The organism is Streptomyces alboniger, assembly GCF_008704395.1.
Lineage (GTDB): Bacteria > Actinomycetota > Actinomycetes > Streptomycetales > Streptomycetaceae > Streptomyces > Streptomyces alboniger.
Window position 1 is genome coordinate 377,653 of record NZ_CP023695.1, and the last position, 13,140, is coordinate 390,792.

The 13,140-nt window shown below is 70.5% G+C and carries 7 protein-coding genes; 2 read left to right on the forward strand and 5 right to left on the reverse strand.

The genetic code is table 11. From position 1 onward, the window contains the following. Positions 1–2 precede the first annotated feature (2 nt). The 5 genes from CP975_RS01645 to CP975_RS01660 all read right to left on the reverse strand — a co-directional run bounded on the left by CP975_RS01645 (position 3) and on the right by CP975_RS01660 (position 8,682). A complete protein-coding gene (locus CP975_RS01645) occupies positions 3–1,946 on the reverse strand; it encodes a serine/threonine-protein kinase (protein ID WP_055527472.1) in 1,944 nt (647 codons plus the stop codon). A gap of 198 nt (positions 1,947–2,144) precedes the next feature. Beyond that, entirely contained in the window at positions 2,145–4,031 is a 1,887-nt protein-coding gene (locus CP975_RS36195) for a helix-turn-helix transcriptional regulator (protein WP_055527470.1), read from the reverse strand. A gap of 29 nt (positions 4,032–4,060) precedes the next feature. Then, on the reverse strand, positions 4,061–4,996 hold the full coding sequence (locus CP975_RS01655; protein WP_055527468.1) for an AAA family ATPase: 936 nt from the start codon (positions 4,994–4,996) through the stop codon (positions 4,061–4,063). Positions 4,997–5,103: 107 nt separating this feature from the next. Then, a complete protein-coding gene (locus CP975_RS34910) occupies positions 5,104–6,765 on the reverse strand; it encodes a hypothetical protein (RefSeq protein ID WP_055527467.1) in 1,662 nt (553 codons plus the stop codon). A gap of 357 nt (positions 6,766–7,122) precedes the next feature. Beyond that, positions 7,123–8,682, reverse strand: a complete 1,560-nt coding sequence (locus tag CP975_RS01660; RefSeq protein WP_055527465.1) for a S8 family peptidase — start codon at positions 8,680–8,682, stop codon at positions 7,123–7,125. Between the two features lie 1,777 nt (positions 8,683–10,459). On the opposite strand from CP975_RS01660, the gene CP975_RS01665 reads away from it, so the two are divergent. Both CP975_RS01665 and iolE read left to right on the forward strand, forming a co-directional pair. Continuing rightward, entirely contained in the window at positions 10,460–12,172 is a 1,713-nt protein-coding gene (locus tag CP975_RS01665; protein WP_055527473.1) for a pyranose oxidase, read from the forward strand. A 22-nt stretch (positions 12,173–12,194) separates the two neighbouring features. Continuing rightward, a complete protein-coding gene (gene iolE, locus CP975_RS01670) occupies positions 12,195–13,136 on the forward strand; it encodes a myo-inosose-2 dehydratase (RefSeq protein WP_055527463.1) in 942 nt (313 codons plus the stop codon). Positions 13,137–13,140 lie beyond the last annotated feature (4 nt).

Consider the following 13,140-nt stretch of genomic DNA (forward strand, 5'->3'; position numbering starts at 1 on the left):
CGTCAGGGGCTGTTTCTCAGGGTCCCGGACATGGTCCCGTCGAGGGAGCCGTACTCGAGGGTCTGGTCGTCCACGGTGTCCAGCCAGATCGGGGCGAGGCCGTCGGGGCAGTCCGGTGCGGGCGCCGCGCCGGTGGTCTCGGTCTCCGCCGGGGTGGTGAGGAGGCGGCCGTCCATCGCGGTGAACAGCTGCGCCTCGTAGAAGCAGGAGGGTTCGGAGCCCCGGCCGTCCACGATCTTCACGGTGCTGTCGTGCAGGGTTTCGGTCTGTAGGGTGACCGACTCCAGGGTGCCCTTCCGCTGCTCGCCGCTGTCGGCGTACCAGGTGGTCAGGCCGTATCCGGCGGTCGAGGTGTTCTCCTGCCTGGTGAGCTGGATCTCCTGTCCACCGACCGTCCATACGAGTCGATCGGTGTCCGCGGGGTCGTGACTGAGGCTGCCACCGGGCCGGTCGCGGCAGAGGCCGAAATCGGCCTGCGGCTTTCCGGTCTCGATCTCCCCCGTGCCGAGCGTGACGGTCCGCTTGCCGGAGTCCTCGTCACGCTCCGCGGACTCGACGTCGGCGCGCGTGACACAGAGCAGTTCGGTGCCCATGACGGACACCATGGCGTCGCCGTCGCTCTTGTCGGCGCCGAACTCCACCATCGCGTACTTCTCGGACTTCGTGCCCTGCCCCGGGAACTTGCCCTCCCACTTGCCGTGGAGGGCCTTCGGCACGGCGGCACCGGCTTTCCCGGTGCCACCGCCCTCCTGGCCGCCGCCCCCGCTGTCCCCCTCCCAGGGTTTAGTCGCGAGCAAGCCTCCGCCCGCGGCGAGCACGGCCAGGACGATGGCCCCGGTCCATGCGGCCCTGAGGCGTCGGCGCGGCTTTCGTGTACCCGTCGGCGTCGGCGCCCAGGCAGGCATGGTCGGCGGAGCCAGTGGCGGGGCCGGGAGCGGAGAGGGTGCCGCCGGTGCGGAATCCACGGACGGCTTCGCCGTCGTGATCTCGGCCTTCCGCGGGGACGGGGCGCCGGACGGAGACGGAGGCTCCCCCGGCGCATCGAAGTCCAGCAACTGCGCCGCATGGCGCCCGACTTGCTCAAGCACCTCGCCCGGGAGCCACGGACCGGCCCGCAGCCCGGACGTCCGCTCCGCGATCTCCCGTGGCGCGGGCCGTCGCGCGGGATCCTTCCGCATGCAGTCGCGTACGAGCGGCAGCAGGCTTTCGGGCACGCCGTCCAGGTCGGGCTCGTCCTCGGCGATCCGGAACAGCTGCGCGTGCATGCCGCCAGTACCCGTCACACCGAACGGCTGCCGCCCTGTGGCGGCGTACGCCAGAACGGAGCCGAGGCAGAACACATCGCTCGCGGGGCCGAGTTCACGCCCGCGCGCCTGCTCGGGAGACATGAATCCGGGTGAACCGATGAGCATGCCCGTACGGGTTCTCGCGCCGTCGCCGACGAGGGTGTCCAAGACGTCGAGCGCCCTGGCGATGCCGAAGTCGATGACGCGCGGACCGTCCACGGTGACCAGCACGTTCGCCGGCTTGAGGTCGCGGTGGACGAGACCGGCGCCGTGCACGGCCTCCAGCGCGAGGGCGAGGCGGTTGGCGAGCGTGCGTACGGAATGTTCGGGCAGCGGGCCGTAGTCCTCGGCCACCACCTCATAGAGCGACGGTCCCAAGATGTACTGCGTCGCGACCCACGGCGAGGCGGCGTCGGTGTCCGCGTCCAGCACGGCCGCGGTCCACTGGCCGCCCACCCGCCGGGCGGCGGCTATCTCGCGGGCGAACCGCTGCCGGAACTCGGGCACTCGGGCCAGTTCGTCCTGGATCACCTTGAGCGCCACGGTGCGCCCGCCCTCGGAGCGCCCGAGGTACACCCGCCCCATGCCGCCCTCGCCGAGCCTGCCGAGCAGTCGGTACCGCCCGATGTATGCCGGATCACCCGGCGCGAGTGCCCGCATGTCGCACGTTCCCCCTGGTTCGGCCGTCTCTCGGTGAGCCCGGGTATCAAACTACTTCAGCGGATCGGGCGTCCGACGAGGGGCCGCTGCTGAGGCAAAGCGGAAAGGGCGGGTGACGACGGTGCGTTCGGTGCGGTCCGTGAGGAGGGTGTTACGGACGATGCCGATGCAGAGTTGCTACTCGACGGTTATGGGGTTTCAAGGTCGTGGTTTCAGCGCGGCAGCGAGTTGTGTTCTGCTGCTGATTCCGAGTTTCCGCAGAGCGTTTGCGACGTGGTGCTCGACTGTCCGTGGCGAGACGTACAGCTCCTCGGCGATGGCGCGGTTGGAGTGGCCTTGTGCGGCGAGGATGGCGATCTGGTGTTCGCGGGGGGAGAGGCTGTCGCCGTACCCCACGGGGCCACGTTTGCTGGCGCGTGTCAGCCCTTGGCGGCGTAGCAGGCGACGGCAGTTGTTGAGGTCCCATTTCGCGCCGATGCGCCGATACGTTTCCAGCGCCTCGTCACTGAGTTCCTGTCCCCGCCGGTGGTCGGCGGGCAGGCTGCAGCGGGCGGCGCCCTGGATGGCGTGTGCTGTTTCGAGAGGCCGGCCGGCCTCGGTCCAGGCTTGGGCGGCCTGTGTGAAGAGTGGTATGGCGGCGTCAGGGCTCCGGTCGGCTTCCGCGAGGTGGGCGCGGCAGGTGAGGAGGGCGGCTGTGGCGGCTGGGGCATGTCGTCCCTCGATGCCGTGGGCGAAGTCTTCGGTGAGCCGCTGAGCTTTGGGGTGCTGGCCGGTTCGGATGAGTGCTTCGACGGCGGTGGGGGCGAGGTCGGTGGCCCAGATCCAGCCTCCGGTGCGGCGGATGTGGTCGAGGGTGAGTGTGGTGGCGGCGTTTGCGTGGTCGGGGCGGCCGGCGGCGAGGTGGATGCGCGCGAGGGCGGCCGCGGAGGCGGGCAGGACGATGCCGGTGTCGAGCCGGGAGGTACGGGCGGCGTTCGTCAGGTCCTGGCGCGCGGTGGCGGTGTCCCCCCGCTGATGGAGGGTGAGCAGGCCGCGGACGAGGAGGGACTCGGCGGCGAGGTCGCGGATCTCGGAGTAGAGGTGGACGGCGCGCTGTGCGCGCGCGGCGAGACCTTCCCAGTGGCTGGTGGTCCACGCCAGGAGGAGGTGGGCGGTTTCGGCGAGCCCCTGGAGGTAGGGGATGTCGTTGCGTTCCAGGACTTCGTCCGCCTGGGCGAGGTAATCGCGGGCGGCGGCGGGGTAGCCGAGCGCGGTGGTGGCGTGGGCGAGGTTGACGCGGGCGCGGGCGAGCTGGACTTCCTCGGCGGCCGACGCGGGGGTGCCGGGGAGGGCCGCTGCCGCGTTCCAGGCTTCCGGGTCGCCGGTGAACATCAGGACGGTGGTCCGGTTGACGGCGATGGCGGTGCGCTGGACGGGGTCCGTGATGCGCGGGATGAGTGCTTCGGCGCGCTCCAGCCATCCCAGGTGCTGGGTCAGGGGCCATCCCTGGACGGAGGGGAAGGCGATCGCGGACATGGCGCGGGCGGCGAGTTCGGGTGCGGTGTGGGTCAGGTCGTTGGCGGCCCGCGCGATCTCGTCCATGCCGCCGAGTCCGAGACCGGCCTGATTGCGCATCAGGGTACCGAGATAGAGACGGAGTTCACCGCGGACGGCCCGTGGGGGATCGTCCTGGCTGATGACGCGGCGCAGGGCGGGGAGAATGGCGCCGTCGGGCATCGCGGACAGGGCGGCACTGCCCAGTTTGACGCCCAGCCGGATCCGGGCGGCGGCGGAGGGGTGGTCGCGCAGCGCCGTGAGGTAGTGGCGGGTGGCGGTGCTGGTGTCGCCCTGGGCTGCGGCGCGGTCGCCGGCGGTTTCGGTGTAGCGCAGGTAGGCCTTGGTGCGGCCCGCCTGCTGGTAGTGGTGGGCGATCTGGGCGAGCGGCGGTGGCGAGATGTGGGTGAGGACGGCTTTGGCCGCGCGCAGGTGCAGCGGGCGTCGTTCGAACTCGCAGATGGCTTCGTAGGCTGCCTGGCGGGCCAGGGAGTGGCGGAAGTCGAGGGTCCCGGCGGCAGCGGGGTACAGGACGCCGTGGTCGAGCGCCATGGTGACGGCCCGGCGGGTGTCGGCTTCGGTCAGGCCGGTGATGTCGGTGAGGAGGTCGACGGTGACGGGCCGGGCCGGGCCGCGACGGCGGCAGCGGCGACGACGTCACGGGCCTGTTCCGGGAGGAGGGCCAGACGTTCAAGGAGCACTCGTCGCACCGGGGCGGGCAGGATGATGGTGCCGTCGGCGTCCGGGGTGCTGCCGTCGGCGTCGGTGATCAGCCGGATGACTTCCTCGATGGCGAAGGGGATGCCGGCGGTGCGGCGGTGCAGACGTTCGGCGAAGTGCTGGGACGTGTGGTCCGCGCCCATCAGCTGGGCGGCCAGCTCTCCCGTTTCTGCTGCTGTCAGGGGAGACAGCCGGACTTCGTGGACCTGTGCACCGGACAGCCACGAGGCCGCTCCATGGTGCCTTGCGGCATGAGGAGGGTCGTCCCGGTCGGTGAGTACGACCGTGAGGTCGGCGGGGAGGCGGGTGGTCAGGACCCGCAGGAACTCGCGGGTGCTCGCGTCGGCCCAGTGGACGTCCTCCAGCACCAGGACCGCCGGATCTATGGACCGGAGCAGTGCGTAAATGGCTCCGTGCAGGCGGTAGGTCTCGGCCTGCGCGTAGCCGAAAACCGGAAGCGCCGGCGGCAGAAAGCCGGCGAGGCCGGGCAGAAGAAGCCGCAAAGCCCCGGCAAGTGCGGGTACCTCACGCAGCGCACTGGCGGGAAGACAGTTGAGCGCGGCGATGACCGGTCCCAGGACCGGAGTCTCCGCCATTTCGGAGCACTGCCCGATCAGGTGCGGGAGGTCCTTCAGCGCAGGGTCCCGCAGGAGCTCCTGGACGAGTCGGGTCTTGCCGATGCCGGCCTCGCCGGTGATGACGATGATGCTCGGCGGCTGGGCTGCCGTCCGGGACAGCGTTGCGAGCTGGGCTGCGCGTCCGATCAGGGGTGTGGGGGTAGGCCGTAGCGCGTGCACGGGAGGCTGGCTCTCCTGGGGGTGGTGCGGGCAGATACGCCGCGCGGGGGCTCTGCCGCAATGCCCGTACGGGCCCTCGCTCGCGGGGCCCGTACGGTGTTTCGGGGTCAGCCGCGCTCCGAGAGCTGCTGTTCGTAGAGGCTGGCGGGTGCTACCGGCTTGCCGGGGCTCACGATGGTCCCGAATGCGGGTGGGGTCGGGAGGTCGTCGTCGTGCTTGCCCTCGACCCGCTTTCCGGTGATCCCGTACGCCCAGTTGTTGGCGGTGGGCGGTGTCAGGATGGCGTACTTCGCGGCTTTGGTGTTCCAGAACATGTTGTTGGCGCCCTGCCACCCGTGGCCGGTGCCGCCGTCCCAGGCGTTGGCGGCGATGAAGGCGCCGTCGGTGCTGTTGATGGTCAGCTGGTCGTAGAGGGTGCCCGAGGCCCAGCGCATGTGCGGTCCTGCGTCGACCTGGCCGCTGCCGGAGGGGGAGGTGGCGGTGGAGCGGGTAAAGACGTTGGGGCCGGCGGCGAATGCCTGGGTGGTCCAGGCATGGACGCGGTCGCCGGTGACGGTGGTGTCGCGGACCAGGACCTGCTGCCCGCCCACCATGAACGCGGGCGGCGGGGCCAGGCCGATGGGGACCTCCATGTCGAGGTCGGCGGCCCGCTCGATGGTGACGCGGCTGGCGTTGTCGTTGACGTAGAACCCGGATCCGAAGCGGGTCAGCTTCACGTCCTTGACCCACACGTCCCGTGCGGCGCCGATCGTCACCAGGCGCGAGGCGAAGGCGCCGGCGTCCTTGTTCTTGCCGTCCTCGGGCCGCCCGTAGTCGGGGTGCTCGCTGAATTCCTTCGCGTCCGCGGCCAGGTTCTCCACGCCCGCGTTGGTGACCTGCCCGTCGAGGGTGTAGTGCCAGGCGGTGCCGCCGCCGTACTTCTTCTCGATCGCGGTCGTGATCGGGGCGTCCAGCGTGAGGGTCTTCCCGGAGACGGCCACCACGGTCCGTGCCGCGAGGATGCCCGAGTTCGGCGTCCAGGACTCCCCGCCGGGGATCTTGTTCATGCCGATCGCGTTGATCCACTCCTGAGTGGTCGGACGCTGGACCACGATCCGCTCGCCCGCCTTGAACGAGGAGGCGTCCTGGAGCGTGACCTTGGTGGCGCCGACGGGCACGTCGTCCGCGATCGACACCCGCTGCCCCGTCCGGGTGTAGTCACCGTCCCCGCCGATGGTGATCAGCGAGCCGGGCACCCCCGTGGCCTCAAGAAGGGTCCCGCCCTTGCCGACGTCGGTGCCGGAGCCGCGCACGACGACTCCGTCCGCCAGCTTCAGCGAGGCCGTGACCCGGAACGTCCCCGGGCCCAAACGGACCGCTACGGGCCCACCGGCGGTCTTGGCCTTCTTCGCGGCCGCGTTGATGGCGGCCTGGATGCGGGGGGTGTCGTCACCGCTGTCGCGTGCATCGACGCGTCCGACGACTGCGGCGGCGGGCAGGGGGACGCCGCCGCCCTTGTAACCGGCCGACGAGAAGTCGGGGATGCGGTTCTTGGACGCGTCCGGCGTGTAGGACAGCTCGCCGTCGACCAGGGCCAGGGAAGGCACCTTGGCGGTGCCCGTCTGCGTGGCCTGCGCGGCCTGCTCATCGCTCTGCGCCCACACGACCGCGGTCGTCGCCAGCGCGGCGGCCGCGCAGGCGGCCGTGATGCGGCCCGCGCTCATCGTCCTGCTGTGCCGCCCCCTGCCGTTCCGTTCCGGTTTCTGCTTCTTCGTCCGCCTGGCGCTCATCGCGCTGCTCCTCAAAAGTGGTGCGGTGTCCCGCTAACCCTGCAACAGGAAAACGTAGGTTGAATAGAAAATCTAGCCGCAAATTCTATGGTGATAGAACCGTTATGGCAGTGAATCTTCGGTATGTGGGGAGCTGGGGCGGCCCACGGTGTTGGATCGGCACGCCGCACCCGGGCTCCCTGGGACCTGCCTGTCCGGTACCGCGGTGGGGCACGGGCCGCCGGGATTGTTCATGGCCCGGCAGCCCGTGCTGTGTGCCCGTCCCGATGCGCCGCGCTGGGGCGGCGCCTCCCATGGCTTCGGGACGGGCCGTGAAGGGGGCAGCCGGCTGTCGGGCCGGCCTGCCGGATCAACGGGTCAGAACTGCAGGGACCAGGCGTTGATGTAGCCGGTGTCCGCGGTCGCGTTGTCGGTCACGCGCAGGTTCCAAGTGCCGTTGGCGACCTCGCTGGAGGCGTTGACGGTGTAGGTGCCCTGGACGTTGTTCGCGTCGTCGTTGCCGTTGTAGTCCTTCAGGAGGTAGGCGCTGCCGTCGGGGGCGATGAGTTCGACGCGCAGGTCACCGCGGTAGGTGTGGCGGATGTCCACGTTCACCGCCAGGGCCGCCGGCGCGTTGCCGCTGACTCCGGACACGGTGACCGGCGAGTTGACGGTGGCCTTGTCCTGGATCTGGTAGTCGGCCGTGTTCTCGAACTTCGGGCCGCTCGGCGGCGGAGTGGTGCCGACGTGGAGCAGCTTGTTCGGGGAGCCGGTTCTGGCATCGGTGACCTTGTTGGGGGTGGCGTCGGCTACGAGCTTGTCGCGGACCTGCGCCGGCGACCAGGACGGGTTGGCCGCGAGGACCAGGGCGGCCGCGCCGGCCACGTGCGGCGAGGCCATCGACGTGCCACTCATGACCGTTGTCGCCGTGTCGCTGGAGTGGTACGCCGAGGTGATGTTCACGCCCGGGGCGAACAGGTCGAGGCACGTGCCGTAGTTGGAGAACGAGGCGCGGGCGTCATTGCTGTCGGTCGCACCCACCGTGATGGCGGCGGGCGTTGCAGCGGGTGACTCGGAGCATGCCTCCGCGTTGCTGTTGCCCCCCGCCACCGCCCAAGTCACACCGGACGCCACCGAGTTGGCCACCGCGTCCTCAAGGGACTGGTTCTTGCCCCCGCCTATGCTCGCGTTGGCCACGGCGGGCTTGACGGCGTTGCGCGTCACCCAGTCGACCCCGCTGATGACAGTCGACCACGGAGCGGACCCCGCACAGTTCAGCACCCGTACGGCGACCAGCTTCGCGCCCTTCGCGACCCCGTAGGTGCTGCCACCGACGGTGCCGGCGACGTGGGTGCCGTGCCCGTTGCAGTCGGACGCGTTGGAGTCGTTGTCGACGAAGTCGTAGCCGCTGACGGCCCGCCCGCCGAAGTCCTGATGCGTCAGACGGATGCCCGTGTCCACGACGTAGGTGGTCACGTTCGAGGCGGTGCTGGGGTAGGTGTACTTCTTGTCCAGCGGAAGGTCCCGCTGATCGACACGGTCCAGGCCCCAGGTCGGGTTGGTCTGCGTCTCGATGGCGCGGGCGATGCCGTCCGTCTCCACCCGCGCCACCGCCGGGTTCGCCGCGAGCCGCTTGGCGGCGGCCTCCGGCAGGCGGATGGAGAAGCCGCGCAGCGCGTCGGTGTAGACGTGGCCCAGCGTGCCGTCATGTCCGGCCGCCAGGTCGCGTGCGCGGCGCTCGACCTCACCGCGCCCGATCGACGTTTTCAGGGTGACGATGTAGGAGTCCTTCACCACGTCGGCACGCCCCGCACCGACGATCACTCCCTCACCCGAGGGGGTAGGGGCCGCGCTCACTGCCGTACCCGCCCCGATCAGCAGGGCAACACTCGCGAACCCTGCGGCAACAGCGCGCAGGCCCACAGCGTGGGATCTCATACGGATTCCTCCTAGACGACTGTCCGGACCGCGCCGGCCCGGCAACCACGGAGCAACCCCCCGCCTGCGGGCAGGCCGGAAACAGGACGCGACAGCTTGGCGAAGCCACCGCGATCCGAAACCGTGCCATGGGGCCAACCCATCCGGTCCGTGTCCGACCATCCCCGCAGCGAGGGGGCAGGCATGACCGCGGAAGTCCCTCATGCGGTCATGCCTGTGCTCGACGGCGACTCCTCTGGGGCAAGGCTCCACGGCACATCCGGTCGCCTGAGCAGGCGACCGAGGTGGCTGTGGACGAGCCGCCGCCGAACTCCCCAGAGCATCGGCGGTACACGTGGAACCAAACAATCCGTAGCGCTACCTAAAAGTTTCCAGTCCGACGTGACCATCGAAGCGGTCACTCCCGCGAGGCCGCCGTCCTGCCCGGCATCAACCTCGCCCCGGCCCCGTAGTCGAGCACTCAGTTCCTCCTCGGCTGGCCCGGGTAGGACCCGGCGGGGCGGAGCCGGGTGCCGATCTTCAGGAGTGCCAGAGGGACGGTGTGCGGTGGTGGTCTTCAGGGTGCGCGCGAGCTGGGCGACGGAGAAGTCCCCGACGGGCGCGGCCCGGTGGAGCTGGGCGGGGGCGATGGCGTTCGGGGACCGGTCCGGGGAGGGAGGCGTTGCAGAGCGCGGCTGGGTAGCTTCGGCGCCTATTGGAGGGGTTCGTTGATGACGTGCTCGTCGAGGAGTGTGCGCGCGGCGTACTGTAGCAGTTCCGCTTCGGCGGGCAGGATCCGCCCGCAGAAGCGCTGGTACTGATGGCGCCCGCCTGCACCGCGACGCCCGCCCTGCGGGCGAACGACGGGACTTCGCGGGCACGCCCCGGCCGTGAAACTCGGCCAGCCGATCTGAGATCCCACAGGCGACCGGTCGCATCGCCGCTAAGGAGGTGCGGATCGGCGGGCCCCCTTCAGGCGTGCACTCTTCAGGCGTGCACTCTTCAGGCGTGCGCCCTTCAGGCACGGGAACCCTCGGTGCCCGGACGTTCAACACCCCGGGCCGCGCGCCTGGATCACGCTCAGCCGCCGCACCCGCACCCGCCACAACCGCCCCCGTCCCCATCCCCGCAGGAGGACGAGCTCCCGTCGCACGACGAGTCGCCCTTGGGCGGTGCACTCCGGCCGGCCGTCCCACCGCCGCAACCCGCCACCGCGCCGCCCGCGACCCAGCTCTCACCCTCACCTCGCCGCGACGCACCTGGCGCGGGCTCGGCGGGAGTTCGTGCGGGCTTGTTCCTGGCCTTCTCGACGACGGCGATCAAGGCCACCAGAAGCGCTGTCGACACGAGCCCCACGAGCCAGATCTCCGCCACGGCCCTCACCGGTTTCCTGGTTTCCCCGCCCCCCGGGACGGTGGGCGCTCCCCCGCGCGCGCGGAGACACACCGACGGTCCCAGAGGGCGCCCGAGCGAGTCCAGGCTCGCGCGCGTGTTCCCCTGTGTGCCACTGGCACATGACAAGTCGCCCTTTCGTCCGGCCTGTGCCACCGTGGAGAAGGTCCTGCGGACGCGTTCAGGCTGTTGCCCGTCCGCGGTGCCTGTCCGGGTTCGGCCCCCTTGGACGGCTGCATCACCGGGCCGGTGAACGTCGGTGCCGGCAGGCGGCGGCCCCATGACGCACGGCCGGTTCCGGGACCCGGCGACGGGCCGTCTCCTCGGCAGCGCCCCGCGGGCGTTGCGCATGGCCGGCCTCCTCGATGACGCGGCCCCGGGCCCCGGCCCCCGCGAAAGGACGTCCATGAACGCCAGCGCTGCGCCCACTCCCGTCGAGGCCGACGTACTGGTCATCGGCAGCGGGCCCGTCGGGTGCACCTTCGCCCGCAAACTGGTCGACGCCGGCAAGAGCGTCCTGATGATCGACGCCGGGGCCCAACTGTCCCGCCGCTACGGCGAACACCTCAAGAACAGCTACCTGTTCCAGAAGAACATCGATCTGTTCGTCGCGGTCATCAAGGGCAACCTGCTCCCCCTGTCGACCGCCACCAGCAGGGAGCCGGTGCTCACCCTCGACCCGTCGGCGTTCTCGTACGACCCGGACGAATACGCCGGCTTCTCGATGCGCAACCAGAACCCGGAGCAGCGGGTGCACGTCAACCTGCCCGCGGCGGCGGCCACGTACGCGGTGGGCGGCATGGCCACCCACTGGACCTGCGCGGTGCCCCGCTTCCACCCCGAAGTGGAGCGGCAGTACGGCGGGCAGGGGTACCCCATCGACGACAAGGAGATGGACAGGCTCTATGACGAGGCGGAGTCCCTGCTGGCCCGCAGCACCTCCGTGTTCACCGCCTCGGCCCGGCACCTGCTGGTCAAGCGGGTACTACAGCGAGCCGGGGAGGAGTTCGCCGAGGTCACCGAACTTCCCCTCGCGGTCAGCGACCGCGCCGACTCCGCCCGGACCTCGGCGGTGACGTGGTCGGCCGCCGACACCGTCCTCGGCGAGCTGGCCGACCCCGTCCACACGCCGTCACGCGGCTCGTTCACACTGCTGCCCGAGCACCAGTGCGTTCACCTGGAGATCAACGGCTCGGGCAAGCACCAGAAGGTCCAGTACGCCATGGTGCGCAACCTGCGTGACGTACGCGAGGAGATCCGGCTGCGGGCCGATACGTACGTGGTGGCGTGCGGCGCCGTACCGACGCCGCAGCTGCTGTTCAACTCCGGTGTCACCCTCCCCGCACTCGGCCGCTACTTGACCGAACAGCCCATGTCCTTCTGCCAGGTCGTGTTGCAGCAGGAGCACATGGACGGCATCGAGGAGATCCTGCGGACCGCTTCCGGCGGCGGCGACGCCACCGCCGAAGCCGCCGCCGATCGGGTCGCCCGCTACCGGGCCACCCAGCTGAAGCGGCTGCGCTCGGGCGACAGGTGCGCCGACCCGGTGCCTTTCCCTCCCGGCGAACGGGATCCGAACCTGGCCCTGCTGGTGTCCGACCGGCGCCCCTGGCACTGCCAGATCCACCGGGACGCCTTCACCTACGGCGCCGTACCGCCCAATGTCGACCCCCGGCTCATCGTCGACCTGCGCTGGTTCGGCATCTCCCGGCCCCACCCGGAGAACAGGGTCACCTTCTCCCGCGCGCTGCGCGACACCTTCGACATGCCGCAGCCCACCTTCCACTTCTGCCTCGACGAGGCCGAACGGAAGGAGACCGACCGCATGAACGAGCACATGCTGCGCACCGCTTCCGCGCTGGGCGGCTTCATGCCCGGCTCCGAGCCCGTCTTCCTCACCCCGGGCCTGCCGCTGCACATCGCGGGCACCACCCGCATGGGCGCGAATCCGCTGGACAGCGTCGTCGACGAGTACTCCAAGGTGTGGAACATCGACAACCTCTACCTCGGCGGCAACGGCCTGCACCCGTTCGGCAACGCCTCCAACCCCACGCTCACCAGCGTCGCCACGGCCTTGCACGCGGCCGACACCATCGTCAAGGGCCACCCCGGACACTGACTCTCGACCCCTGGACCCCACCATGCCGGCACACATCCCCCCGCCCCCGGACGGCATCCACCTGGGCATCACCCCCACCTGCTGGACCAATGACGACTTCCCGCTGATCGGCAACGACATCCCCATGGAGCAGTGCCTCAGCGAGATCGCGCTCGCCGGGTTCGAGGGGTGCAGCATCGGACACACCTTCACCACCGATGTCCACGCGCTGACCGCCGCGATGCATCTGCGCGGCCTGAGTGTGAGCGAACCGTGGGTGAGTACGTACTTCACCGTGCCGGACGGGGCCGGGCGCACCGCCCGCGACCTGCTGAAGGTCCTGGAGTTCCTGAAGCGGTTCAACGCGGGGGCGCCCCCGGTGAAGACCCGCGTCATCGGCGTCGCCGAGTTCGGCGGGGCCGTCCATCTGCAAGCGCTCAGCCTGCGCAGCAACAAGCCGGAGTTCACCGACGAGCAGTGGGCCGACCTGTGCAACGGCCTGAACAAGATCGGCGAGATCACCGCGAGCCAGGGCTTCACCCTCGCGTACCACCCCCACATGGGCACCGGCGTACAGACCGAGCAGGACGTCGACCGGCTCATGCGGCAGACGGACCCGCGTCACGTCGGCCTCCTGCTGGACACCGGTCACCTCGCCTGGGCGGGGGCCGATCCGACGGAGATCGTCGAACGGCATCGGGACCGCATCGTCCACGTCCACCTGAAGAACGTCCGCGGCGGTGTCCACACGGACCGCACCCTGGCCGACGGCAGTTTCCGCGAGTACGTCGAGGCCGGCATCTTCACGGTGCCCGGCGACAGCGACGGCTTCGTCGACTTCGACACCGTCCTCAAAGTCCTGCGCCCGGGCGACTCCTACCACGGCTGGCTGGTGGTGGAGGCCGAGCAGGACCCGCGGGGCGGCCATCCGCCGCTCCATTACGCCCGGACCGCCCGCGCCTATCTGGCCGAGGCGCTCGGCTGACCCG